Source organism: Thermostilla marina, assembly GCF_054657455.1.
The window spans coordinates 693,998-720,233 of sequence record NZ_BAAHYR010000001.1 but is presented as its reverse complement, the minus strand read 5'-3'; the positions used below and the strand labels follow the sequence as shown (position 1 = coordinate 720,233).

At 62.0% G+C, this 26,236-nt stretch carries 15 protein-coding genes; 4 read left to right on the top strand and 11 right to left on the bottom strand.

The window, feature by feature from the left end:
* Positions 1 to 43 precede the first annotated feature (43 nt).
* The 4 genes from ACYQ2I_RS02470 to ACYQ2I_RS02455 form a co-directional block, all read right to left on the bottom strand.
* Entirely contained in the window at positions 44 to 1,099 is a 1,056-nt protein-coding gene (locus ACYQ2I_RS02470; protein WP_460165406.1) for a hypothetical protein, read from the bottom strand.
* 141 nt (positions 1,100 to 1,240) lie between these two features.
* Positions 1,241 to 2,020, bottom strand: coding sequence for a class I SAM-dependent methyltransferase (locus ACYQ2I_RS02465; RefSeq protein WP_460165405.1), 780 nt, complete (start codon positions 2,018 to 2,020; stop codon positions 1,241 to 1,243).
* Between the two features lie 71 nt (positions 2,021 to 2,091).
* Entirely contained in the window at positions 2,092 to 2,793 is a 702-nt protein-coding gene (bioD, locus tag ACYQ2I_RS02460) for a dethiobiotin synthase (protein WP_460165404.1), read from the bottom strand.
* Positions 2,794 to 4,083: 1,290 nt separating this feature from the next.
* Entirely contained in the window at positions 4,084 to 5,643 is a 1,560-nt protein-coding gene (locus tag ACYQ2I_RS02455; RefSeq protein WP_460165403.1) for a hypothetical protein, read from the bottom strand.
* 998 nt (positions 5,644 to 6,641) lie between these two features.
* Here ACYQ2I_RS02455 and ACYQ2I_RS02450 point away from each other — a divergent pair.
* Positions 6,642 to 8,486: a UbiD family decarboxylase gene (locus tag ACYQ2I_RS02450; protein WP_460165402.1), complete on the top strand. Its 1,845-nt coding sequence runs from the start codon at positions 6,642 to 6,644 to the stop codon at positions 8,484 to 8,486.
* Positions 8,487 to 8,534: 48 nt separating this feature from the next.
* Here ACYQ2I_RS02450 and ACYQ2I_RS02445 read toward each other — a convergent pair whose 3' ends face one another.
* From ACYQ2I_RS02445 to ACYQ2I_RS02430, 4 genes are all read right to left on the bottom strand, one after another.
* Complete coding sequence (locus ACYQ2I_RS02445) at positions 8,535 to 10,304, bottom strand: alpha-L-fucosidase (RefSeq protein WP_460165401.1); 1,770 nt, start codon at positions 10,302 to 10,304, stop codon at positions 8,535 to 8,537.
* A gap of 88 nt (positions 10,305 to 10,392) precedes the next feature.
* On the bottom strand, positions 10,393 to 13,587 hold the full coding sequence (locus ACYQ2I_RS02440) for an outer membrane protein assembly factor BamB family protein (RefSeq protein ID WP_460165400.1): 3,195 nt from the start codon (positions 13,585 to 13,587) through the stop codon (positions 10,393 to 10,395).
* Between the two features lie 237 nt (positions 13,588 to 13,824).
* Positions 13,825 to 14,937, bottom strand: a complete 1,113-nt coding sequence (locus ACYQ2I_RS02435; protein WP_460165399.1) for a glycoside hydrolase family 5 protein — start codon at positions 14,935 to 14,937, stop codon at positions 13,825 to 13,827.
* A gap of 229 nt (positions 14,938 to 15,166) precedes the next feature.
* Positions 15,167 to 16,102 carry an alpha/beta hydrolase family protein gene (locus ACYQ2I_RS02430; RefSeq protein ID WP_460165398.1) on the bottom strand — a complete coding sequence of 312 codons (936 nt, stop codon included), beginning with the start codon at positions 16,100 to 16,102 and terminating at the stop codon, positions 15,167 to 15,169.
* A gap of 344 nt (positions 16,103 to 16,446) precedes the next feature.
* On the opposite strand from ACYQ2I_RS02430, the gene ACYQ2I_RS02425 reads away from it, so the two are divergent.
* Together ACYQ2I_RS02425 and ACYQ2I_RS02420 are read left to right on the top strand one after the other, a co-directional pair.
* A complete protein-coding gene (locus ACYQ2I_RS02425) occupies positions 16,447 to 17,988 on the top strand; it encodes a sulfatase family protein (RefSeq protein WP_460165397.1) in 1,542 nt (513 codons plus the stop codon).
* A gap of 60 nt (positions 17,989 to 18,048) precedes the next feature.
* The gene (locus ACYQ2I_RS02420) at positions 18,049 to 19,509 is read left to right on the top strand and encodes a sulfatase family protein (protein ID WP_460165396.1); all 1,461 of its coding nucleotides are present in this window, start codon (positions 18,049 to 18,051) and stop codon (positions 19,507 to 19,509) included.
* Positions 19,510 to 19,662: 153 nt separating this feature from the next.
* On the opposite strand, the gene ACYQ2I_RS02415 is transcribed toward ACYQ2I_RS02420, so the two are convergent.
* Positions 19,663 to 21,003, bottom strand: coding sequence for an MFS transporter (locus ACYQ2I_RS02415; RefSeq protein WP_460165395.1), 1,341 nt, complete (start codon positions 21,001 to 21,003; stop codon positions 19,663 to 19,665).
* A gap of 310 nt (positions 21,004 to 21,313) precedes the next feature.
* On the opposite strand from ACYQ2I_RS02415, the gene ACYQ2I_RS02410 reads away from it, so the two are divergent.
* Entirely contained in the window at positions 21,314 to 22,588 is a 1,275-nt protein-coding gene (locus tag ACYQ2I_RS02410; protein ID WP_460165394.1) for a cysteine desulfurase-like protein, read from the top strand.
* Positions 22,589 to 22,604: 16 nt separating this feature from the next.
* Here ACYQ2I_RS02410 and nadE read toward each other — a convergent pair whose 3' ends face one another.
* Together nadE and ACYQ2I_RS02400 are read right to left on the bottom strand one after the other, a co-directional pair.
* The gene (gene nadE, locus ACYQ2I_RS02405) at positions 22,605 to 24,623 is read right to left on the bottom strand and encodes an NAD(+) synthase (RefSeq protein WP_460165393.1); all 2,019 of its coding nucleotides are present in this window, start codon (positions 24,621 to 24,623) and stop codon (positions 22,605 to 22,607) included.
* A complete protein-coding gene (locus ACYQ2I_RS02400) occupies positions 24,620 to 26,143 on the bottom strand; it encodes a nicotinate phosphoribosyltransferase (protein WP_460165392.1) in 1,524 nt (507 codons plus the stop codon). Before ACYQ2I_RS02400 ends, nadE begins: the two co-directional genes overlap by 4 nt.
* Positions 26,144 to 26,236: the final 93 nt, after the last annotated feature.

The following is a 26,236-nucleotide window of genomic DNA, read 5'->3' as shown; positions in this document are numbered from 1 at the left end:
GCCGTGTTCAAAGCATCCAAACCGCGCTGATCCGGTCCTCAGCTTATCCTACGTCGGTCTCGGTCTCCAAGATCGATTGCGGCTGGTCGATTTTTCGGAGCTTTTCCACCGACGCCAACCGTCCGCCGGTCGCCGCGGCGCGCAACGCCAAACTATCTTTGTCGAACACAAACATTGCCTGCCGCAGCCAACAGCGGGCGGAGACAATATACAGTGAGGCCGTCTCGGAAAGTCGCCACCGCCCCCACTTTTCCAAGGAGGGATACTCCGAGGTCAACCGCACGATCCGCGGATCGTCGGCCGATACGGGCGCCGGTCGCCGACACGCCCGGCATATGTCGTTTTCCAGGCACTCCGGATCGACCTCCTCGCCGCACAAGCGACACGGTAACAACCGATACGCCAAAATCCTGCGGCCCGTCACGGGACACAACGCCAGCAATCCCGCTTGCGCCCGCTTGCCTGTCAGCTCGCACGTTTCCAGATCAATGTCGAGCACGCGACTGCCGGTTTCTTCGCATACGGCGATACGTTCGGCCGCGGCGATGCGGGCGTCGTCGGTCTGCGTGAGGTGATACGTGGGCGTTCCCGTCGCCGGACACGTCACCGGCGGCGCCTTCAACCGGCGGGTCCAACCGGCGAATGATTGCTCGGCCGTCTTCGCACCGAAGTGGAATCGCAACTTGCCGGTCACGTATCGGCACCAGATGCACACCACCTCGACCGGCTCGGGCTCGGTACAACCGGTCCGTTCGGCGATCGTGCGGCGCACGACTTCCCACAGGCGGTCGAGCCGTTTGACCGACCAGCCTTCCGGCGGTTCGGTCCCGGTTTCGAGCTCGCGGAGCCCCAGGCCGTCGACTTGCAGCGGCTCCAACAACTTTGCCTGCGCATCGGCGAAATAGATTTCTTCGCGATCGTCGGCAAGACGGACCTTGAGCCGAACGAACAAGTGGTCTTCCAGCGCGCAGCCGGCAAGTTGAACGGTCCCGCCGTCCAACCGATAAGCCGGAAACAATCTGGCTGCGATTTGTGATGCATTTTGGAGCTGCCCGGCCGGTCGGGCATGCACCACCTGCACCGAGGCGCCGAAAACCACGATCGTGCTACTCCCGGGTCCGGTTGCTGCTTCGAAAACGCTCGTGCAACCCGTCGAAATTGTACCCTACAGGCGGCCCGAAAGTCCCGCTCCGTACGCTCGTCCTCGCGCTAGGGCGTCGGGATACCCGGGCGTCGCCGGTCACACCCGCCGCAACACGAATACGACGTCTTCCGACTTTCCCGTTACCGCCTGCGGCTCATCAATATTGTATGCAAAATCATACGTGGCCGCGATTTCCCAGCCGCCTACCGCATCGAGCAATCGGTGGAATTGTTCGGCCGTGTACGTGCGGAAGGGAAATTCGTCGGTAATCCGAAACTGCCGCGTCGGCGTGTACACATCGAACACCAGCTTTACCCGCTCGACGCGACGACGGCGATCCAACGCCAGCGACTCCATGTACGACGACACCTGCAAGTGACCCCGCCGCGCCACCCACGCCTCACGGTCGCAGGTAGGACGCCCCTTCGGCGTCAAATGAAACCCCAACACGTACAAGCCGCCCTTGGCGACCGCCCGCTGCATGCACTCGAGATGTCCGCGGGCTTCGGGCTCACTTTGCAAATGCCGAAAGCTGTTGATCGTATTGAAAGCGGCATCGACCTTTCGCTTGAGCTTGAAGCAGCTCATGTCGCCCACGAACGCCGCGGGCGGAAGCCCCGCTTTTTCGAACCGCCGATTACAGTAATCGACGGCCTTTTCGTTGAGATCGAGCCCCGAAACCTCGTATCCCGCCTTGGCAAAATGATAGATCAATCGGCCGGTGCCGCAGGCCGGCTCGAACAGACGTTTGACCGGTCGTTTCGCAAACCGCGCGAAACAGGCCTTCAAGAATCGAAACTCTGCGGCCCAATCGGATCCGAAGAGGACGTCGTAATACTTCGGATAGTCGTAGATGTTGCCGCGGATCGTCTCCATCGTGCATCCTCGTGCGTCGGGCTTCTCGCTTTGTCTGTCGGCCGGTGTTTACGTTCTATTGTGCGGTATCCTCAGCTCGGTTCGCGCGCCGGTTTTGCCAGGCCGAACCAATCGACCTCGGCATCGAACGTGCGGGCGTTCCAGGCGACTTCGGCCAACACCGACGGACCGCTAAATCGCTCGATTTCGCGCCGATTCGTCGCCCGGCTCACGTCCCCGTCTTCCGGCGATCGCGGATGATTCAACACGATTCCGGCGATTTCCAACCCGTCACGAAATGCCGCGGCGGTGATCAACGTTTGCAGCGTTTGGTTGATCGAGCCCAAGGCGTTCCGAGCGACAATCACCAGCGGAAAGCCGAACTCGTAGGCCAAATCGGCTACGAACAAGTTGTCGGAGATCGGCGACATCAATCCGCCCGCCCCTTCGACCAAAACGATATCCGACGATTCCAACCACGGCGTGATCCCGTCGAACAAGAGCGTCTCGTCGATCTCTTTGCCTTCTTCGCGAGCGGCCAAGTAGGGAGCCAACGGGGCCGAGAATCGTTGCGGGCACACTTCTTCGAGCGTGCGGGGACGGCCCGCGGCCTCCCAAAGGATCGTCGCGTCGTCGGGCTCGTCGGGCGACAAACCGCTTTCGGCCGGCTTGTAGACCCCCACGCGAAGCCCCTGCTCGCGGAGCTTCGTTGCAATCAGCGCGCCGACATACGTCTTCCCCACGCCCGTATCGGTTCCCGCAACGAAAAGTCCTACCGCCTTACGTGTCGTCACTGTCGCTCGCCCTTTTTTCTTCGATCACGAAACGCGTTCTCGACTCCTTCCCGCGAGTGTTCGTTTCCACGACAAACACGATTAGGGTACCACGTTTCGAGAACGATCGACAGGCGTTCGAACGACGGCCGCCGAGAAGGCCTCGAGCCGGCACGACGCGGCGCATAAAAAAACGCATCGGTGATCGCGAGGCGTGCTGCGTGCTTCGACACGCTGACCGATGGTCGCCCGAGATTCCTCGGCCCGCGGCCGTTCGGGCCGGGGTACCACTCGCGAGAAAGCCGATGGACAATACCGAGCTGCATTCCCAAGCCGCCGAGAGAAACGCCGATGCGGCCTTTGCGGGGATCGTCTCGCGAATCCGATTCGGGCGGTTGCCATCCGGCTCGGCACGACGTCTCCGTCGATCCCGATGCGTTTTCAAGGAGACAACCGAATTGTTCGGCAACGACCGTTGCCGCAACGTGCTTCGATAGGCACTCCTCCGATGACGAAGACCTGGCGATTCGGACCGGGTTCGGGCGTCGCGGTCACCGCAACCGGACGCCCCTCAGCCGGGATTGGAACGTGCTCGGTACCCTGGCATGGTCCACCTCGCTTGCACGAGTTTCGCCTCACAGTCCCCGGCGACGGATCCCGACGATCGCGTCTTCACCGGGCGGAACGCTCCGGGCCGCACGGCGACCCGTCTTGGCGGGGGAGCCCGGCCTCACCGAGCCCCCCGATCTCTCGGACCGGATCGGGCCGTCCTCCGCGTCCGCCGTTGCCGGCAGCAGTGCTCGCTTCGCATGGAGCACCCCCGTGTGGAAAGAAACGATTGAGGAGAGTTCGGCTCGCGGCGAGCTTTCCGGTGGCCCCTGTTTCCGCTCGGTTTTTCCCGCCGCACTATGTCTATACACGCTACCGGCGGAAAGTCAAAAGATTTTCTAAAGAATACTCGAATCGGCTTCGCGAATATTTTCTAAACATCGTGGTGCCAACAAGATGCGACGAACACGCCGCGACCGGAATTCTGCGACCGTCGGGCCTCGCTCGACGCCCTGCTCCCTGCCGGAAGACATCATCAAACCGCCGTTTGGGGCATGCTTTGTATGCAGGGTTTGCGCTGCCGCTACAGATTTCGCAAGAAGGTTGCGACCGAAAATGAAGTCGCGGCCGCCCACGAGAAAACGCCTCCCAAAAAGCAGTCACAACTCTTCCGCTATACCTACAACAACTACCGCCGCTATATTTTGACAATCTACTGAAAAACCTCTCGGCGAGTTTCACTACGATATCCGGCTGTGCCGCCTACTCCAAGGTGATGATGGCCCATTCTTGCAAGAACGGGACGTGAATCTCGGTGTGCGAGCCGGTCGTTTGGCAGCGGAGCGTTGTCGCTTGCCGGCCGGGCGCGTTCAGGGTAGCCGCGCGAACCGGACCTGCCCATTGTCGGTTGAGGGTTACGACGAAGTCTCGGTGCGCCGTTCCCGGAAGCATATTGACCAGATGCAGTAGCCGATGCTCGTCCTTGCGCCGCGGCACGACGTTGACCTTTTCGTCGCCGATGGAAACGTGAATCGGGCGAGGAATGCGGCGCCACAGGCTGTCCAGGGATGAAATATCAACGGTGGGCAACTGAGCGGCGGCGACGGCCTGCTGCTGAGACGCCGTCAGGTAGCGAAAGTCGGCGGTCTTGACCAACGCTTGGACACCTGAAAGGTCGAACGGTGGATTCCACCAGTCGGACCCCGCCACACATATTTTGAAAGGAACGTTCCGGCGCACGAGCACGGCAACCGCTTCGGCGGTCACTGCTTGATTGTACCGATGCCCCAGATGGCTATAGATGAGTCCGACGCAGGGCCACGGATCGTAACCATCGAAAAGCTCGCGATGTTCGTGGATGAACTCGTAAAGGTCTTGGACGGGCGGGCTGATCCATTTGAGCCATTTTCCATCTCGGCGGATACCTTGCCGGTAGGGGACCACCCAGGATTGGCCGTAGGCGTAGGCTTGAGCGAGTCGCAAACGGCCCTGCGCGAAATTCTCCCAGTCGCCTTCCGGGCCTTCAGTAATGTAGTTGAACCGGCCCGCCGCCTCGGTCAAGGCGTACAGGAACGGGATTTCAGCATTGTCCAGTCCCCACAGGCCTTCGCCGACGAAGTCGAAATCCGGATGCGTGCCCAGCGGCGCGCTGTGGCCGTGAAAGTCCTGTGAGGTGAGGAATTTTTTACCCGGAGCCCGGATTGCCTCGTAGCATTGACGCAGGGCCTGATGCTGAAACGCCCGGTATTCGCGATATAGCGGCATCATGCTCGCTTCGCCCCTTCCGGCTTCGCGTTTCAGCTTCTGGACCGTGTCGTAACCACGGCTAACCAGGAAGTCGCGATAGCTCCATGAGGCCGGCTTCTGCAAATACGCGGCAAATCCCTGCCGGCAGTGCCGGCAGAAGCAGCCGCCAAGACGCAAGGAATCGTGCGTTGCGGTCTGAAGATCGGCTGAAATCCAGTCGCAACCGGCCTCGACACAGATTTGCCCCATGCGTTTCATTGCTTCGCGAACGAAAGGCGAATTGGAGCACAAGAAGATGTTGCCGTTCCAGTGACGCAGCGCATTGCCTTCGATGTCCCGGCACACATCCTCGTCCAGCGTTTTACCCTGCTGCCGCGCAAAGTCTTCATAGATCTCGATCCGGTAATCGAGCGGAATCCGGCCGACGGTGATCAGCCCCTTGGCGTTCGCCTCGGCGACCGTCTTCTTGAACGCCGCGATGGCGCTTTTATCGACCAAGCTGGGGGGAACCAGACTTGTCACGCCGTCTGCGCGAAACAGGTCCGCTGCGGTCGCATCCCAATTCTTCAGAAACACGTCTGACCGGTTCTGGGCCTGCCCGAATGACGCCCACGAGACGAGCGTAACAGCCATCGCACAGAAACAGCTCAAGCCTCGCCTTGCGCCGGCTCGAATCCTAACATTATTCGGAAACATCGTTATCGCACATTGTTGGGAACAGGCTACTGTCCTTGGCAGTCGATCGCGTCGTCGACCGAGCCGCACAGCCGGCAACAAACTCCACCGGAATCCGATAGCCCCACGCACGGTGCGGCCGACGATGATTGTAGTCCAACCGCTAACCGATACCATAGCGTGGGGGCTCGGCCATGTTTTCGAACTCCTCCCGGGCGAGCGATTCGTCGCGAAGACGGCCGCCGAACGACTCCGCATCGCTGCTTTCCCGCGGGCTGCCCGGCTCAACGTATAGCAGCCCGTTGCAAACCTCTCTGCGACTTGCGGACGATTGTAGACACTCGCAGCGCGAAACAGCAACGAACCGTTCTTCTCAGTGCAAGGCCAGCCGATAGCCGGAGCGGGGCGGGACAAACGAAGCGCAGGCCCGGCGATCGTTGGTTCGGCAACAAGCGCACCGTATTTCTTGCGCCGCCTTGCCGATGTGTCCGCGGCTGCAAGGGCGACTTCGGCGCACTCTACCGAACAGCCGCCGCGTCCGCCGGTTGCTGTTGTACGCAATGTAAAGCCGGGCATGAAGGCGGCCGATTTCGGAGGAAGCAACACATCGGATCGGTCAATTTCGTGGATCGGGCGGTGAAGGCGGCTACAATAGGAATGGCCGTCGAATCGGCGATCTCTTCTTCGGCCGGAAGGACTTCGGCATACGCAACGAGTACGGTATCCTCTCGCATACACCGGGCGGCATCGATGACGCAAGGAAAGGGCAGACCGCGGAAAACCAATCGGGTGGTGCGCCGCCCCGCCACGCGCTTTGCGCACTTGAAAAAGCGCATGGACCGCCGTGCGCTCGACGATCCGCGGAAACGCCGGGGCGGAAAATGACGCAGGACAGGTAGATGGGCTATCGCAACCTTCGAGAATGCCTCGACGACCTGGCGCGGACGGGGCAATTGCTGCAAATCGACGAGCCGATCGATCCGCACCTCGAAATGGCCGAAATCCAGCGTCGCGTGTTCGCCGCCGGAGGACCGGCCTTGTATTTCGCCAATGTCCGCGGATGCGCCTTCCCCATGGTTTCGAACCTGTTCGGCACTATGGAGCGGGTGCGATTCATCTTTCGCGACACGCTCGACCGGTTACGGCAGATGGTCGAACTGGGAGCCGACCCCGCCGACGTTTTCAAGCGTCCGCGACTCTTGCTGAAACTTCCCTGGTGGGCGCGGCACGCGCGACCGAAGACCGTCCGCCGCGGTCCCGTGCTGGCGAACACGACGACGCTCGATCGCTTGCCGGGATTGGTCTCGTGGCCCAACGACGGCGGCGCGTACATCACGTTGCCGCTGGTCTACACCGAAGATCCCACGCGGCCCGGTTATCTGCATTCGAACCTGGGCATGTACCGCGTGCAGCTCTCGGGAGGCAAGTACGATCGCGATCAGGTCGGCTTACACTATCAAATCCATCGAGGCATCGGCATTCATCATGCGAAGGCCATCGAAAGCAAGCAAAAGTTGCGTGTCAACGTGTTCGTGGGCGGTCCTCCCGCGGCCATCGTCGCCGCCGTGATGCCCTTGCCCGAAAACATGAGCGAGCTTCTCTTCGCCGGGCTACTGGGCGGACGTCGTATCGCGATGATCCGCCGCGGCGACGAGCTGCCGATCATGGCCGAGGCCGACTTCGCCCTCTGCGGCTACATCGAGCCGCGAACGCTTCTGCCCGAGGGACCGTTCGGCGATCACCTGGGATACTACAGCCTGCAACACGATTTTCCCGTGATGCGGGTCGAAAAGATCTATCACCGATCGGGCGCCGTGTGGCCGTTTACGGTCGTGGGGCGTCCGCCCCAGGAAGACACGATGTTCGGTAAGCTCATCCACGAACTGGTGGGGCCGATCATTCCGAGGACGATTCCCGGTGTGCGGGCGGTGCATGCGGTCGATGCCGCCGGCGTCCACCCGTTGCTGCTCGCGCTCGGTACCGAACGCTACACACCCTACAGCGAACGGAAGCGTCCCCAAGAACTGTTGACGCAGGCAAGTGCGATCTTGGGACAAGGGCAGTTGTCGCTGGCGAAATACCTGTTCATCGCGGCGGCCGAAGACGATCCCGACTTGGACGTTCACGAGGTCGACGAGTTTCTGCGACACATTCTCGAGCGCGTCGATTGGCGACGTGATTTGCATTTTCACACCGAAACCACCGCCGACACGCTCGATTACACGTGCGGGACGCTCAATCGCGGCTCAAAGGTGGTGATTGCCGCGGTAGGCAAGCCGCGGCGAACCTTGCCGGTCGGGATCGACACCCGCTTGCAGTTGCCCAAGGGCTTGGGCTTCGAGAAGCCGCACGTACTGCTGCCGGGCATCCTCGTCGTCCAGGGGCCGCCGTTTTCACCCGACGACCGCGGCAAGGATATGGCCGTGGCGCAGTTCTGCGCCCACTACACACGCAAGGATGCGATCAATCTCTATCCGCTGGTGGTGATCGTCGACGATGCCCGCTTTGCTTCGTCCTCGCTGTCCAACTTCTTGTGGACGACCTTCACACGCAGCGATCCGGCAAGCGACATCTACGGTATCGACGCGAGTACGACCGACAAGCATTGGGGTTGCGCGGGATCGCTGGTGATCGATGCGCGGGCGAAGCCGCACCATCCGCCGCCGTTGGTCGAAGATCCCGAGATTAGCGCGCGGGTCGACAAGCTGGCCGCCCCCGGCGGGCCGCTGCACGGGGTCATCTGAACAGCCGAGCCGGCAACACCCCTGTTGCCCACTGCGATCGTCCGCGATTCAGTTCTTGGTTCGCAAGAGTTGGAAGTCGTACAGCGTGGGTCCGTCCGAGGCTTCGAACACGTGCAGCCGCACGCGAGGACCGACCTCCACCGGCGGAAAGCGAACCGGTTCCCCCGGCGGAAATCGCGTGCCTTCGTGAAACGCGATCCAGTTCCCGTCGCGGAACGTCTCGAGGGCGTAACGTCGAATGCGCGGTTCGTATTCGTGCACGATCACGGCATCGACCGTCGCGGGACCGTCGAGCGTGATTTCGAGAGTGCATTCCGATGTACCCGCATCCGTCGCCCAACGGGTGGTGGGATCGTCGTCGACGGCGAATCGGGGGCCGTATTGCGCGGTCATGCCCCGGTATACGTTCGAGGCCGTCGCCGGGCGTCCGAGCGTGACCGGCTCGCCGGAATAACGGTTGATGTGCACCTCACCCGCGGGACTTTCCAGTTGCAACACGATGATCGTGTCGATTGCATCGCGATTTTGCTCAGGCACGTCGACGACAATGCCGTCCGCCGATTGACGAACCGAGACGTCGCCGCCGCTCAGCAATCGTTGCGAGACGATCTTGGTGTCGATCGCGGGTAGCGTCACGGGAAAAGCGTCGGGCGAAAGCACGTGGAGGTAGACCGTGTTTCCGCGGTACGTCGAAGCGACGACGTCGGTTCGCGGGAAGGGGCCGCCGCGGGTATCGTAGATCGATTCGCCGTTGCGGGCCAGCCAGTCGCCGATCTGTTCGAGCCGCTCGACCTGGCGCGGCTCGATGCGTCCGTCGGGCATGGGGCCGACGTTGAACAGCAGGTTGCCGTCGCCTCCCACCACGCGGACAAGCGTGTGAATGCATTCCTCCAGCGATTTCATCCGGTCGTTCGGCTTCCACGCCCATTGGGTGCAAATGGTCATGCAGGTTTCCCATGGACGATCCGTTTGCATGCGGCCGATGCGTTGCTCGGGCGTGTCGAAGTCGGCCGGAAGTCCCGCACGATTGTTGATCAAGATTTGCGGTTGCAACTCGCGGATCATTCGGAACAGGCGAGGCGAATCCCAGTCTTCGGGCTTGCCGCCCAGGCCGTCGAACCACAGGATGTCGACCTGACCGTAATTCGTGAGCAGCTCGCGAATCTGCGCGTGCAAGTAAGCGATGTACTTGTCGTGCCGTTCGGTGCGATAGTCGGGGTGATGCCAATCGGGCGGCGAGTAGTAACATCCCCACCACAATCCGGCACGATGGCAGGCGTCGGCCAGTTCTTTGACCACGTCGCGGCCGAAGGGGCTTTCGGGGCTGGTGATCTTGTAGTCGGTCTGCTGCGTGTCGAACATGCAGAAACCGTCGTGATGCTTGGTGGTGAAGACCATGTAGCGCATTCCGGCCCGCTTGGCGATCGCCGCCCATTCGTCGGCATCGAAGTTCACGGGATTGAATTCTTTGTAGAGATTGTCGTAGACCTCGACGGGGATGCCGTTCGGGTTACGTTGCGTTCGGTGGCCGCGACGTTCGCCGCCGCGCGACCAGCCGATTTCGGTTCCTTTCAAACTCACCGGTCCCCAGTGGATGAACATACCGAACTTGAGCTTCCGCCAGGCTTCGATGCGTTCCGGCGGCGCGTTCATGTAGTCGGGAACCTCGGTGGAAGCGGCTTCCGGTTCGGTTGCAAGAGCCGAAGCCCCCCACAGGCCGCATGCCGCGACGATGAGAGCCGACATCAAGACCGTGCAACACCACCATTGCCGTCGATCGACCGAAGCGACGATCGCAGTTTTGTGAAAGCGTGTCATCTGAGCTCCTCCCCGTGAGTGGGCGGTGTCGTCGGTTACGAAAGAACAATCAGACGGTGTCGTGCCGATGGATATCGAATGTCGAACATTATGGTGAGGTCTTCGCACGCAAACAGGCCAACGAGCCGTCGCGAAGCGACATGAACAACGCGCCGTCGGCGGCGATCAAGCCGTCGAACACCGGTTCTGCCTCCAGCGACAATTCGTGGACGACGCGTCCGTCGTCGGCGGTGACGGCGACCAGCTTTGCTCCCTTGCGACCTTCGAAGGGGGCGTAAGGATCGTTCGGATCGAAGACGTCCGGCGGTCCCGCCGCGAAGATCAGGTCGCCGGCCTTGACCATCCCGCGAATCCGCACGGGAATCCAGGTTTTCCACAAGGGCGGTTCCGCCCGCGTGTAACCGATCATCTTGTCGAGCCCGAACGCCTCGCTGTCGAGCGGTCGCTTGCCGCCGTCGCGAGGAATGTACGATTGCGGCAACCACTCGACCGGTTTGCGGGCGCCGGGTTCGCCGACGATTTGCGGTTCGTTGTCGTTACGGTCGGCGAACAGCAGGTAGCCTTCGCGGCCGGGGAAAAACATCGGGCTGTGGACGTTCCGATAATAGTACACCCGCACGGCAAAGGTCCGCTCGGGATCGACGACCAACAATTGGCCCGCCTTGGGCGCCTGATTCGCCAATTGGAAACCGGGCCAACGCTTCGAGTACATCCAGAAGGCCCGGTTGTACCACGATCCGTCGAGCAGCGTGCCGGTCGAGAACACGTGCAGGCCGACATCTTTTTCGCCCTTCGACGAGAGGATCTCGGACTCGATCGGTTTCAAGTCGCGGGTCAACTTCTTTTGTCGCATGTAGACGTAGCCGCCCTCGGCCACGAGCACTTCGACGTTCGCCCCCTCGAGGAAGAATCCCATGTCGCGGGTTTCACCGACCTTGGGAAACGGTCCGGCCAAGACCGTTTGGTGCCGAATTTCGCCGGTGAGCGGATCCAACGCCCACAATTGGACACCGCCGTCCAGGTAGGTCGATCGCCCTGCGGCGACGTAGGCCGTGCCGTTCTCCACGAGTACGCTACCGTGAACGGGCCAAACCGATTCGAGCTGATCGAAGACGGCCACACGGCAATCGGCCGGTGCGGCGAGGAACCGCCAGGCCAAGGCCCCGTCTTCCGCCCGCAGGCAGTAGACCCAACCGTCCGCCGAGCCGAACAGGACGGCCCCGCGATAGACGGTCGGCGGCGAGTCGATGCGTCCGCCGGCGACGAACTTCCAAATCGGTTGCCCGTCACTCGCGTCCAAGGCGAACACGGTGTGCGCGTCGATATCGGCGATGTACACACGGCCGCCTGCGACGACCGGTTGCGTGAGCTTCGTGCCCAGCTTCGTCCGCCAGGCCGGAACGACATCTTTCTTTACCTCGGCGGGTGTGTACCCATGCCGTGCCGGATCGTGCCGGTACGTCGGCCAATCGCCCGGCCCCACTTCCTTTGCTTGCAACGCTTTCGTCCCGTAGGCCGGGCCGCGTTCGAGTCGCCGGTCGTCGGGAACCCGTTGCGAGCGGAAGTCGGTATCGTCCGTCGTCGCTACGAAACCCAACAGTTTCGAACCCGGCTGGCAGAAGCATTGGTCGGCGGGAACGTACATCAAGCCGTTGGCGGGCATGATGCCCAGCTTGCAGGCACCTCGCAAGAAGTTGTTCTGCGAGTGCTCGCCGTCCACCAGGTCCATGAACTCGGCGCCTTCCATGCCGCTGATGATGAACCGCTCGGTCGCCTTGTTGCGGTAGCAGCGGTGATGGTGCTCGGGACTGCGGAGTTTTCGGACCAAGACGCGTTTCTTCTCTTCACCCGTGCGGATGTCGTAGCCCACGGCCATCGCGTTTTCGCTCTTTCCGACCGGGCGGCCGTTTTCGTCGACCGGCACCATGCCGCGCCACACGAGCCCGTCGATCACGAACAGATCGACCGACTCGGCACCTCCCGAGCGAGGAACCGACTTCTCCCACAACTTGTCGCCGGTGGTCGCGTCGAAGACGGCCAGTTTTCCACCGTCGAACCAGAAGACTTCACCTTCGGCAGCGATCAACGTCTTTCCGTTTCCCTTGATCCCGGGCGTGGACCAGAGCGATTTTCCGGTTGCCAAGTCGATCGCCGACAACGCCCCTTGCGTGAAGTAGACCACGCGTCCGTCGTCGGCGGCCAGCATCAGGCTGCGGATGCCGGGCGTCTCTTTCTTCCACAGGATGTCGCCGTCCGGCGAAAGTCCGAAGAGGATCGAACCCGCTTGCGAGGATTCATTCGCATTCGCCGAGTGGACGACGACGATGTCGTCTTCGTACAAGATTTCACGCACCGGGTTCGTTTCAGGCACGGTTTTCAAGACCTCGCCCGTCGCCGGATCGAGGATACTCAACGGTGCGCGGTAGGCCAAGGTGGCGTACAAACGGTCTTCGGTCGCGACGACGCGGCGCTGGTTTTCTTCGGGAACAACCGTACGAAAGGCGCGGGCTTCAAGCCAATCGACGTCGGCTCGCTCGGGCGCCCATTCAGGCCATCCCCACGATTCCAAGGGACGTTTCCACAGCAATTTCCCGTTGAAGGCGTCGCGGCAGATCAGACTCCAACGCTCGGGCAAACGCTTGTCGGTGATGCCGATGAGCCCCTCGTCGAAGATGTAGTACAGCCGTCCGCCGGCCGAGACCATGCCTTCGATACCCGAAGGCGTTTCATGGCTGCGCAACCAAAGCGGCGGCGCAACCCACTGGACCGCCCGCGGCGGACCGACTTCGTCGTCGTTCGCAACGGCGTTGTTGCCCGCATCGTGCAAGAAATGCGACCATTGGTCCAAGTCGTCGGGCCACGGTTTCGAAACGATCGACCCGTCGGCAAGGCGATAGATCGCACCACCCGGCGCAAGCACGCGAAGCAACTCGTCCTCGGCGATTCCTTCGTCGTCGGCGATAACGATCAAGTTCACGAGGTTGTCCGTCAGGGGAAGGACGTCGCCCGCCAAGCGATCGGCCGAGACGAAGCCGTATTTGCCTTCGGCTGCCAGATGACTGCGGACGTCGCTCACCGTCTGCGGATCGCGAGAAAACATGACGACCGTGTACCGGTCGTTCGGCCGCATCCCCTCGGCCAAAGCCCCATTCCCGCCGAGGACGACGACGAAACCGCCGTCGGTATGCGTTTGTTGCAAGATGTCTTGGGGCGTCGCGGCAAATCCTCGAACCGTCCCGCAAACCAGCAACAGGGCCGTTGTCCAAATGGCAGCGTGCCCCATGAATCTTCGTGCCGGCCTTTGTGCCCGCATGATCGACCTCCTCGGTTGGTTGTTGTGCGATCGAAGCCGTCAAGGCGCTCGGCGAGCGCCGAATGCACAACCCGCCGCGGGCAAGATTTCTTTTTCCGAGATTCGAGCTTACTCGGGCGGCAACCGGAACGAAAGGCTTCGGTCGTCGATTTTCTTCGCCCCGCGCGTCGAGAAAGGCGATGCGCGACGCGGGCGGCCGACTCCGTATCACTTCGCCTGCGACAGGTCGACGCCCGTCAAAATGCGGATCAACTCGACGTCCGGCTCGTCGGCCGAGTCGGCGATCCCGAAGCCGCCTTTGTAATCCCAGTTGGCCCATGCAATGCCGTTCGATTCGAGCATCGTGCGGACGTCGCGGTACCAGGCAAGCCGGACGTCGCGAGGGCACGCTTCGATGCATCCGAACTCGCCGCAATACAGCGGCAAGCCGGTCTTTTTCGCAACGGCCAGGGGCTTGGCGATCATCTCGGTCAGCGCGTCGAGGTCGTACTCACGGTTCCTCGCCTTCACGAATCGCTGCTGATCGGGCGGAAGTTGGGCGACTTCTTCCGGCCGCACCAACCAACCGGGGTAATGGATCGGGCCCGTGTAATCCTTGTTGGCCGTCCACGAGGCACGGTAATGCGTAACCAAGAACGGTTCGTAGAAGTGGAAACTGAGAATGATGTTCCGGTCGCCTTCGGGAATCTTCAATTGATCGAACGTCGAGGCCGACTGCCAGCGGTTCGAGCCGATGACGAGAACGCGGTCGGGTTCCAGCTTGCGAATCGCGGCGACCGCCTTGGCGACGATCCGGTTCCAATCTTCGGGATCGTCGGCCACCGGCTCATTCATCAGTTCATACGCGACCTTGTCGACGGGATAGCGACTCAGCTCGCTCGACAGCTTTTCCCACAAGCGGCAGAAACGCTCTTGTTCTGCCGGATCGGTGAACAGCGGCTTCTCGGCGGCGTTGAAATGATGCGACCGCAAAATGTGCAAGTCGACGATCACCCGCAAATCATGCTTCAGCGCCCAGCCGATGCCCGCGTGCAACAATCGGAAGGCTTCTGCTTCCTTGTTGCCTTGCGTGTCGAACATTTGTTCTTCGTCGATGGGCAGTCGGATGTGGTCGTATCCGCAGCGGGCGAGAAAGGCGACGTCCTTTTCGGTGAACCACGCCCGCCGTTCCTCTCCGCGGCGTCCACTTTGCGAAAGCCAATGGCTGATGTTCACGCCGCGACGGATCGTGAACTCACCGGCTTCCGCCGGATTTGGAAACGTCGAAACGACCAGCAAACACCCCAGTAGCGCGAACAAGAATCGACGTGCAAGGATCATGATGCCGGCTCCCTGTGTGCGGCGAATCGGAAGGAAACGATATGGAGGGATGACTCGGGCGAGCGGCACATGCCGGATCGCCGAACCGTGACAATGCATCTTAATTGCAGACGATTACGGCGGGAAGAAGGCGTATGCGGAAAGCGGCACACCGCTTTTCGGCAAACCGAAAGACGGCTCTTGTTTCGCAGTTTTTGACGGCGGCAAACCCGCAAGGCCGAAACGCCCCTCAGCGAATGCCGGCCAGGTCGGCCTCGGTGATCGTCACGTCGCCTGCGGCGATTTTGCGGGCGATGATCTCGGTCACCGGCGACAGGACGCTGAAATGGTCGTGCCCGGTGATCTTGAAGAATCGGATGTTCGGATTCTCGTTCCGGTCGGCCATTCTGTCCACGCCGCCGTACCAGTTCCCGTCGTGATCGCCTTCAAACACGTACATCGGCTTCTTCACGCAATGGAGCCAATACACAGGCGACCGCAAGCCGATTTCTCGGGCGTCGCCGGGGTCGCAGTAGATGAATTCGCCGCCGTATTGACGGGCTTCGGCCACCGGCCCGAAGGCGAACACCGCTTCAAAGCGGTCGCTGTATTCACCCACCAGCATCGCGAGCGTGCCGCCGGTGCTGTGACCGCCCAGGTAGATTCGTTCGGGATCGACGTACGAAAGCGATGCCAGGTAATCGGCGGCAGCCAGGATATCGTCGACTTCGCCGTAAAACCCTTCGCGCCGCCCCGGGTTTCGGTTGCCGCCGCGCAACGAGGGGAACATCATCACGATACCGTTTCGGCGGAAGGCGGGCACCGATTGATCGTTGTCGTACGGTTGCGGCGACCATACGTCGCCGATCGTGTTGCAGTCTCCGCCGGTGATCCAGACGATTGCCGGATGACGCACGCCGTCTTGCGGATCGACCGTGACATACGCCGGGAAACGCCCCGCCGGAGATTCGTAGAACACCAACTCGAACCCGCACCCGGGCGGCGGTCGATCCGGCGGCGGACCGGGCGGATCGACGCGCACGATCGTCGTCGTAAATGCGGCGCGAGCTTCTTCCAACGAAATCAGCCGGCCTTCCTCGTCCCGGTTGACGGGTTGCCGGCCGCATCCGAACATCGGCAAGGCCGATGACAAAACCAGGCAGAAAAGGACAACGCCGGGGCGCACTATCCGCTGCTCCTTTCGTCTCGTCGATCGTCGAAAAGGGACGCCTCGTGTCGCCGCAGCGACCGTACGCCGTCCGCGGCTAAATCTATCGCGCGGGCAATCGGAAAGCTACGTTCATGGCGATTTTTGCCCTTTGCGTGTTGCCTGCAATCCGCCGTCTCGAAGTGCACTCCGTGGCGCCGCGGCAAAGGTAAGCTCTTTTAGTTGACTCGGACGGTCCCTGCAACCATGATGATGACCGAAGCGTTGGGGGGTGCGTTGCCGAACGATGAACGTGTGTGTCCGTGTGCGCCGCTGCGGCACCGGACGACTCTTCCCGGCTCGTTTCAAGGAGCGGTACGGTAATGCCGAAGTCTGGTGTGATCTCGTTGCTTTTCCGTGGTGCTTTCGTTGCGACTGCTCTCGCTGCGATCTTCGCGGCGCGGTGCATTACGCGGGCGGAAGAACCGAAACGCCCGAACGTGTTGTGGCTGATCGCCGACGACCACGCCGCGTATGTCACCGGTTGCTACGGAAATGACATCGTCCGCACGCCGAACATCGACCGACTTGCGGCCGAAGGCGTCCGATTCGATCGAGCGTACTGCAATTCGCCCATCTGTACCGCGTCGCGACAATCGTTCATCACGGGCCGGTATCCTCGCTCGGTCGGGGTGACGTTGCTGCACACGCCGCTGCCGAAAAGTGCCTTGACGATCGGCGAGATGCTGGCCGACGCAGGATACGAGACCGCGGCCATCGGCAAGATGCACTTCAACAGCAACCTGACGCACGGTTTCCAAACGCGGATCGACAATCCGCAGTGGCGTGCGTGGCTGAACACGATGCCGCAACGGCCGCTGCCGCCGGGAGTCGAGGTGCAACCGCCGTGGAAGCCCTTCCGCGATCCCGCACGAATTTGGCTGAATGCCGCTTGTTTGCCTTACGGTGCCTGGGATGCCGAAATGTCGGGCACCTTTTTCGCACAGAAGGCGTGCGAGTTCTTGGCCCAAAAGCACCAACGTCCGTTTTTCCTGATCGTCAGCTTCTACGAGCCGCACTCGCCGTTTCGATTTCCCGTCGAATACCGCGGACGGCACTCCCGCGATGAATTCGACGTGTACCGCGTGGGACCGGAAGACGACGACCAGATTCCCGACATCTTCCGCGACCTGACTCCGGACGAAAAACGCGGCATCAACGCGGCGTACTACACCTCGGTCGAGTTCATGGACAAAAACGTGGGGCTGGTGTTGAACACGCTGTCGCAGGCCGGGTTGGACGACGACACGCTGGTCGTGTACATCGGCGATCACGGGTACATGCTCGGCCAGCACGGCCGCTTCGAGAAACATTGCAGTTACGAGCCCGCCGACGCCGCGCCGTTGATCATGCGTTATCCGAAGCTGTTTCCCGAAGGACGCAGCACGCAGGCGTTCGTCGAGTTCATCGACATCGTGCCGACGATCTTGGACGTGTGCGGTGTTCCCGTCCCCGACTGCGTGCAAGGAAAGAGCCTCATCGACGTGGCAACCGGCAAGACGGACAAGCACCGCGAATACGTGATCGTCTCGTACGCGCACAACGACGAGATCATGATTCGTGACGAACGCTACAAGCTGGTCTACTTCCGCGGCAAGCGAGTGCGGGACGACGGCTACGATCCCAAGCGTCCGTTGCCGGGGCCGACGATCAAACTGTTCGATCTCGAGGAAGACCCCGGCGAGTTCGTCAACGTCGCGCACAAGCCCGAGCACCGCGAACGGATCGAACGGTTCCTGCACATTCTGGCCGATCATATTCGGGAGACGTGCCGGAATCCCGACGCGTTGCCCAAGACGGACGATCCGTCGGCGATCATCGAGTACGGCGTTCAGCCGCACGACGTGCAAAGCGTCGACGAGTGACGTCTGCCCGTGCCGCTGTTTCTCTTCCCAATGGCATTTTCATCGTCGGAGGTTTTCATAATGACCGCAAACCGCTGGTTTCTGTGGATCGCCGGATTGGCGATGCTGGGCGCGGTCGTGCAACCGGTTACCGCGGCCGAACGCCCCGCCGTGACGAAAGATCGGCTGCCGAACGTGGTGATCGTGTTTACCGACGATCAGGGGTACGCCGACGTCGGTTGTTTCGGCGCCGAAGGGTTCGAAACGCCCAATCTCGACCGCATGGCCGCCGAGGGCCGCCGCTTCACGAACTTCTACGTCGCGCAAGGCGTGTGTTCGGCATCGCGGACGGCACTGCTGACCGGCTGCTACTCGAACCGTGTCGGCATTCTGGGGGCTTTGGGGCCGAGCGCGAATATCGGCATCCATGCCGATGAACTGTTGTTGCCGGAACTGTTCAAACAACAGGGATACGTGACCGGCATGGCGGGCAAGTGGCACCTGGGGCATCACGAGCAGTTCCTGCCGGTCAACAACGGTTTCGACGAGTATTTCGGTCTGCCCTACTCGAACGACATGTGGCCGTATCATCCGACCGCCAAGTTCCCGCCGCTTCCCTTGATCGAAGGAACCAAGACGGTCAAGTACGTCGACTGGGACGACATGAACCAGTTGACCACGTGGTACACCGAGCGGGCCGTTTCGTTCATCGAGCGAAACAAAGATCGTCCGTTCTTCTTTTACCTCGCCCACAATATGCCGCACGTACCGTTGGGTGTGTCGGAAAAATTCGCCGGAAAAACGGAACGCGGCAAATACGGCGACGTCATCGAAGAGATCGACTGGAGCGTCGGGCAAATCTTGGCGACGCTCAAGAAACACGGCTTGGACGACAACACGCTGGTCATCTTCACTTCGGACAACGGTCCTTGGTTGTCGTACGGCAATCACGCCGGTTCGGCCAAGCCTTTGCGGGAAGGCAAGGGCACGACCTTTGAAGGCGGCGTCCGCGAACCCTGCATCATGCGTTGGCCCGGCAAGATTCCCGCCGGAACGGTGTGCGACGAATTGGCCGCGACGATCGACATCTTGCCGACCATGGCCTACTTGATCGGCGGCGAGTTGCCTCAAAATCGGATCATCGACGGCAAGAACATTTGGCCGTTGATGGCGGGCGAGCCCGGTGCGAAGACGCCGCACGAGGCGTATTACTATTACTGGGGTCGACATCTCCAAGCGATCCGCAGCGGCAAATGGAAGCTTCACTTCCCGCACAAGTACCGCAGCATGGAACAGGGCGGTACACCGGGCAAAGACGGTCAGCCCGGTCCGTACGTGCAGGCCGAGATCGGCCTTTCGCTGTTCGATTTGGAAGCCGACGTCGGTGAGCGACACAACGTCGCCGACGCGCATCCCGAGGTCGTCGCCCGCCTGCAAAAGTTGGCCGAAAAAGCCCGCGCCGACCTGGGCGACTCGGCCACCAAGCAGGCAGGTTCGGGCGTCCGTGAGCCGGGGCGATACGAACCGCCCGCCGAGAACTGAACGCGAACTCTCAGCGGCGTCCTACCGCCGAAACATCCGACGGACCGAACGGTCGTTGCGCCTCACGGGGCGCATCGGCCGGGGCCACGGAGGGCCTTTCTTTGGCGACCCGCCTCTTGGGTCGCCGCCGGAGCATGCTCGCACGTCGGTTCGTCAGGCGTCCTCGTCCGCCGAGGCACCTTGGGCGGAAAGGACGACTTGTCGGCCGTCGATCGCGTCGGATCCCGTTTCTTCATTGCGCGTCGCATCCGGTGCTTCGGGCAGCGCGTAGCCCAGCAACACGGCGGTTACGATCATCAGCGCCGCCCCGGCCCAGAAGGGCACCGACGCGGAAAGTGTGCGGGCTTGAAAGGCCACCATCACGCCCACGATGCGAGCGACCGCGCTCAAACTCGTCGCCAGGCCGAACACGCGGCCCTGTTTGTCGGCCGAGGTCCGCCGCGAAAGCAACGAATGCAGCGCCGGTTGCACGAAGCTCAACCCCCAGGCGACCACCCCCGCCCCGACGATGATCATTACCGCGCTGGCCCACGTGCCTTCCGAAAAAGCGGCGATGACGGCGAATCCCAGACACGCAATGGCGAGCCCGGAATATCCCAACCATGCTTCGCTCACGCGCACTGAAAGCGGACGTACCAGCAATCCCTGAACGAGCGTTTGAATCAGGCCGATGAACGCGAAAACGACGAGGATTTCGGCCCCCCCGCGATCAATCTTCAACAGATCGGCCAGCGTGACCGACAACGTGGCTTCGAAACCGGCCAGGGCGAAGATCGCCAGCGTCGCCGAGGCCAACACCATCCCCAGCGGCCGCTGCGTGAGTGCCTCGCGAAAAGTCTGCCAGTCGAACAAGCGTCGATCGGCTTGCGCGGCCTCACCGGGCGTGTACGACTCGGCGAGCAACCGCCACGCCAACAAGAAAGCGATTCCCGAGAAGATCGCGGCGGTGTAGCCGGGCCAGGGGCTGAGCGCGGCATGTTTCTCGGTGGCAATCCACAGCGCGCCCGCTCCCAACAAAGGCCCGAACGTGAATCCCAGGCCGAACGCGGCCCCGATCAGCGCCATGCCTCGTGTACGGCGATGGGCAGGCGTGACGTCGGCGATGTACGCCTGCGCCGTCGGAATCGTGGCACCGGTGATGCCGGCCCCGATCCGCGAGATGAACATCCACGTCAAGCTTCCCGCTTGCGTGGCCAAGCCGAACAGAAAATAACATGCCGTCGACCCCAGCAGCCCCAACAAGATGATCGGGCGGCGTCCGAACTTGTCGGAAAGCCTTCCCCACAGCGGGTTGAAAAAGAATTGCATGATCGAGAAGCAGACCATCAACAGGCCGAGCACGGCATTGGTAGTCGCCGGACTGTATCCGGCCATGAACTGCTTGGCATACACCGGCAACAGCGGTAAGACCATGCCGAATCCGAGCAGATCGACGAAAACGACCAGGAAGACGATCGGAAGCCCCGTCCGGCGTTTTTGTTCGAGCGAAGTCATGGGTGTCGTACAAACCGTTACAAGATGACGTGATTGACGTGTTGTCGTCGGCCGTGACCAAGACGGGCCCGACGCAGAAAGCGTGCCGCGTCCCGAGCTTGGACGCGACCCATGTCGGCGCCCCCGCACGTCGGGGATTGCCGCCGAATCGCTACAGTGATCCAATGCACGAGACTGGACCGCCGCCCGCTATGCCGGTAAAGTTCACACGACCAATTGGCAATTATTCGGCAAGACGGGTTCAGCGGGCAAGTCCGCACAAACACGCCCCATGCCCCGACGATGACCGGAACCTTCCAGGAGCCGTGGAATGACCGACCGAAACCCTCGCACCGCGGACGCGTTCGATGTCGACTGGTGTCGTAAACAATTTCCGGCCTTGAGCAAGACACTTGACGGACTGCCGGTCGTCTTCTTCGACGGTCCCGCGGGCAGCCAGGTACCGCACGCCGTCGTCGACGCCGTATGCCGGTACCTGATCGAAACGAACGCCAATCACGGCGGACTGTTCGAAACCAGCCGCGAGAGCGATTCGCTGTTGGAGTCGGCGCACGAGGCGGTCGCCGACTTCTTGGGCGCCTCCGATCCGAAGACCGTCGTATTCGGGCCGAACATGACGAGTCTGACCTTCGCCCTGTCGCGGGCACTGTCGCGAACATGGCGTCCGGGCGACGAAATCCTCCTCACCCAAGCCGAACACGACGCCGACTTCACCCCATGGAAACTGGCCGCCGAAGACGCCGGGGCGACGGTGCGAGTCGTCTCCATCCGTCCGGAAGATGCCTCGATCGACCTCGACGACTTCCGCAATAAACTCAGCGACAAGACGCGGCTGGTCGCCGTCGGTTGCGCCTCGAACGCGTTGGGTACGGTCCAGCCCTTCGAAACGATCATCCGCGAGGCGCACGCCGCCGGCGCGTTGGTGTTTCTCGACGGCGTCCATTATGCGCCGCACCGCCTGATCGACGTCACCGCGTGGAATTGCGATTTTCTGGTGTGTTCGGCATACAAATTTTTCGGTCCGCACGTGGGCGTGTTGTGGGGACGTCGCGAGCTGCTCGAAACGATCACACCGTACAAGGTCCGCCCCGCCCCCGACAATCTACCCGATCGGTGGATGACCGGCACGCAAAACCACGAAGGCATCGCGGGTGTCAAGGCTGCCGTCGATTACCTGGCCGAGTTGGGCTCTCGTATCGATCCGGAAGCCGACCATCGACGGGAACAGTTGGCGGCCGCCTTCGAGGCGATCACCGCCTACGAAACCGAGTTGGTCTACGGCCTGATCGACGACCTGTCTCGGTTGCGGCATATCCGCGTGTTGGGAATCACCGAGCGCGCCCGCGCACGCGACCGCGTGCCCACCCTGGGCTTGTTGCACGACCGCTTGTCGCCGCGCGATCTGGCCGAATATTTGGGCCGTCGCGGCATATTCGTCTGGCACGGCAACTTCTACGCCTTGCCGCTCACCGAGGCGCTGGGGCTCGAACCCGAGGGGATGCTTCGCGTAGGGCTTTTACACTACAACACCACCGAAGAGACGAAACGGCTGGTGGCGCTGCTTCGCGAGATCGACGAAGATTGAGCCGGCGTCGCAGGCGTTATCGCGTCTCGCCTTGCGCATTCTCCCGCAAACTTCGGGCATAGCGACGCATCGTCTCGAGTTCGCGGGCAAAGCCGCCCGAGATGATGGGGAACCGGCACCACGTCTTCGGGTCGAGGTTCTCGTCGTCCAGGTGGAACGACGGCGCATATCGCTCGCGTTTCCATTGGTTGCGACACCACAGACGGAAGAACCGTTCGATCCAGTCCGCAAGTTGTTCGATCGTGTACTGCGGAAAGAGTCGCCGCATCAGGCGGAAGACTTCGACGGGCGCTTGCTTGTCGCGGATGGCCGCCCGCTCGATCGCATCGAGCACCTCGTAGGGCATCAGATCGTCTTCGTCGGTCTGGTGTTTGTCTTGAGGACGCAACTCGGCAGTAGGCGGCAGTTGCGTAACCGCCGCCAGAGCGGGAACCGGATGAAGATGCGCCGGTCCGGTCGTTTCCAACCACTTCAACCAGCGACGCAAGAACGCTTTGTCGATGCCGGCGATCGGGCTCAGGCTGCCGCAGGTGTCGCCGTCCATCGTCGCATAGCCGACCGCCGCTTCGGAGCGGTTGCTGGTGGCCAGCAACAGCGCGCCTTTGACGTTCGCCAAAAGCCACACGCTCGGGCCGCGCGCCCTGGCCTGAATATTCTGGAGAGCCAGATCGTCTTGCTCCCACGTGAGCGGACGCCCCAACACTTCTTCGATCTTGCCGATGTACGCCGCCATCACGTCGTCGACGTTCAACACGGCCATCGAACCGCCCAGAGACTCGACCAGCCCGACGGCCGCCTCGCGCGTCGCCGCACTGCTGTTTCGTGTGGCCTGGTAAACGCAGTTCAATAACATGCGTACGCGCTGCGCGTGCGAGGTCGTCTCGCGCAATTCGGGCATGTGGGACAAGGCCCGGCAGAAACGTTCGTGTCCCAGCTCGTTGTGCGCAGCCTCGATCATCAACGCGACCAGGCAAGCGACCGCAGACGAATCGGCCCCTCCGCTGACGCTCACGACGAAACCGCGCGACCGGCTCTTTCGCAGGTAGTCGAACAACCCGAGCATCACCGCGCGGGCGAACTCTTCTTCTTTGACGTGCGGTCCCTGTTCCCACGGTTCGGGCGCCGGATCGGGAACTTCGGGGTCGAGGTCGGGATACGTGAACGGACATTCGACGACCAACGGATGATCGCCGCCGAGCTTCGGCTCGTAGCTTCCCGTGCGGGCACGCATCATCCGCGTGATTTCGATGTCGACCACCGCCGTGGTCAACAAGACCGGCTCGAAGGAAAACCGCTTGCCCTGGGCGATCATGTTCCCGGCCGAGGCGATCAGCCCGCCGCCGTCGTAGATGATCCGTCCCGCCTCGTTCCCCAACAGGTTGGCATACACGTAGCTGACGCCGAAGGCGCGGGAACCTTCGACGACGAACCGACGCCGAATATCGTGCTTGCCGAACGCGAAGTGGCTGGCGCTGGGGTTCAAGATCACGTCGACGCCTTCGAGGGCCATGTCGCCGCCGGGGCGTTTCGCCACCCACGCATCTTCGCAGATTTCGAATCCGATATTCAATCCGCCGACGTCGAACACCAGATCGCCGATCGGATAGCTTCGCCCGCCGATGCGGATCTCGTCACGCACGCCTCGGGGCCAGGCCTTGAACCAACGCGGCTCGTAATGCAACCCCTCGCCCGCCAGATGACGCTTGGCAACGAAGCCCGCGATGCGACCGTCGACTGCCAGGCACGCGGCGTCGAACAAGGCGCTCTTGTGCAAGAGAGGCAGACCGATCGAGACGATCATTCCCCGCGTCGCCGGAACGATCGCTTCGAGGACGGCGAGAACCTCGTGCTGCATGTCGGTCGAGTGGAACGCGTCTTCACAGCCGTAGCCCGAGATGCACAGCTCGGGCAGACAGACGAGGATCGCTTCTGCCTCTCGGGCCTGCTCGATCGCGGCCAAGATGTTCCGACAATTGTCGTCCCACGCCAACGGGGTTTGGTTCAATGCGGCGGCGGCCAATCGAATGCGTTTCATGAGGGCTCCTCGGCGGAATCGTTCCACAACGCCGACCAGGCTTGCCGGGTCTTGTGCGAGACGATGACCGGAAACGGTTCCGGATGACGAATCCGCAAGCAGGCTTCCGGCAGGCGTGCAAGTTCTTCCTGTACCCGCTTGCGGGCGCGTGCGACGGCTTCGGCCTCCGGTAACGTGTGCAGGCCGGTCGCATCGATCGCTTCGGCGTGCGGGTCGCCGCTGCGTGAAAACAGGGGCACAAGACGCGACTCGGCGGCCTTCACGCTATTTTCTTCGTCTTCGAGCGAAAGCGACAGCGGGAGCCCCTGCAAATCGTACCACGGGCCGGACGGGGTCGCCTCCACCTGCGGCGCGAATAGGATGTCGGCCTGTGCCCGATCTCCTGCGTATGCCCGCACGACTTCGACCACCCCCGGCGGCGAACGCTTTTCGACCTGGGCCGACAACTTCCAGCAGGGACGCATCGTGCCGTGATCGGTTTCGATCGCCGCCAGCTTATAGACTCCGGGAAGGGCCGGTTCATCGTAGGCGGTGGCGAGTCGCGTCCCCACGCCCCACAGGTCGATCGGTGCTCCCGCCCGTTTTAACGCGTCGATGCGATACTCGTCCAAATCGCCCGAGGCGACGATCTTGACGTCGTTCAGGCCGGCTTCGTCCAAGATTCGACGCGCCGTCCGGCTCCAGTAGTCGAGGTCTCCGGAATCCAACCGCACGGCGAGCAACCGGTGCCCCTTTTCCCGAAACCGCCGAGCTGCAACGACGGCGTGCTTCAGCCCTTCGTGTGTGTCGTAGGTATCGACCAACAGGATGCCGTTTTGGGGCATGGCCTCGGCGAAGCCTTCAAAGGCCCGCAGCTCGTCGTCGAAGGCCATCACCCAACTGTGGGCGTGGGTACCGCGGACGGGAATGCCGAATAGCTTTCCGGCCAGCACGTTCGACGTGCCGACGCAGCCGCCGATGTAGGCGGCACGCGACGCCGAAACGCCGCCGTCCAGCCCCTGGGCCCGGCGCAGGCCGAAGTCGAGAACGGGATCCCCTTGAGCCGCCAGACAAACCCTCGCCGCCTTGGTGGCGATCAACGATTGGAAATTGAGGAGCGTCAATAAGGGCGTCTCGACCAATTGCGCCCAAAGCAACGGGGCTTCGACCCGCAAGATCGGTTCGCCGGGCAAGACGATGCTTCCTTCGGGCACGCCGTAGACATTGCCGACAAAATACATCTTCGCCAGCTCGGCGAGAAACTCGGGAGGAAACAACCGGGAGCCGTCCGCCGCGGTGACCGTTTCGAGGTAGGCGACATCATCCTCGGAAAACTGCAAGCCGGCCAGGAACTGCGCGGCCGTATGTTGCCCGCACGCGATCGTGAACGCCCCGCCGAAGGGGTTCCGCCGGAAAGTTGCTTGAAACACGGCGCGGCGCCGATCCATTCCCAGCTTCCAGTAGCCGCAGGCCATCGTGAGCTGATACAAATCGGTGGCCGTCGCCGGCACCCGGGTGTACAGCGAACCGAAGATGTTCATCGCACTCGACATCACCAAAAGGAATCCGCGGCTAGAGTCTTACGCTTCTGGGCGTGTTCATTGTAATGGACCGACCGTTCCGACGCAGGGTTC

Bases quoted from the DNA above. Each gene is read 5' to 3' on its own strand.
- ACYQ2I_RS02465 (WP_460165405.1), bottom strand. From the start codon at position 2,020: ATGGAGACGATCCGCGGCAACATCTACGACTATCCGAAGTATTACGAC.
- ACYQ2I_RS02450 (WP_460165402.1), top strand. From the start codon at position 6,642: ATGGGCTATCGCAACCTTCGAGAATGCCTCGACGACCTGGCGCGGACG.
- ACYQ2I_RS02445 (WP_460165401.1), bottom strand. From the start codon at position 10,304: ATGACACGCTTTCACAAAACTGCGATCGTCGCTTCGGTCGATCGACGG.
- ACYQ2I_RS02440 (WP_460165400.1), bottom strand. From the start codon at position 13,587: ATGGGGCACGCTGCCATTTGGACAACGGCCCTGTTGCTGGTTTGCGGG.
- ACYQ2I_RS02435 (WP_460165399.1), bottom strand. From the start codon at position 14,937: ATGATCCTTGCACGTCGATTCTTGTTCGCGCTACTGGGGTGTTTGCTG.
- ACYQ2I_RS02425 (WP_460165397.1), top strand. From the start codon at position 16,447: ATGCCGAAGTCTGGTGTGATCTCGTTGCTTTTCCGTGGTGCTTTCGTT.
- ACYQ2I_RS02420 (WP_460165396.1), top strand. From the start codon at position 18,049: ATGACCGCAAACCGCTGGTTTCTGTGGATCGCCGGATTGGCGATGCTG.
- ACYQ2I_RS02415 (WP_460165395.1), bottom strand. From the start codon at position 21,003: ATGACTTCGCTCGAACAAAAACGCCGGACGGGGCTTCCGATCGTCTTC.
- ACYQ2I_RS02410 (WP_460165394.1), top strand. From the start codon at position 21,314: ATGACCGACCGAAACCCTCGCACCGCGGACGCGTTCGATGTCGACTGG.
- nadE (WP_460165393.1), bottom strand. From the start codon at position 24,623: ATGAAACGCATTCGATTGGCCGCCGCCGCATTGAACCAAACCCCGTTG.
- ACYQ2I_RS02400 (WP_460165392.1), bottom strand. From the start codon at position 26,143: ATGAACATCTTCGGTTCGCTGTACACCCGGGTGCCGGCGACGGCCACC.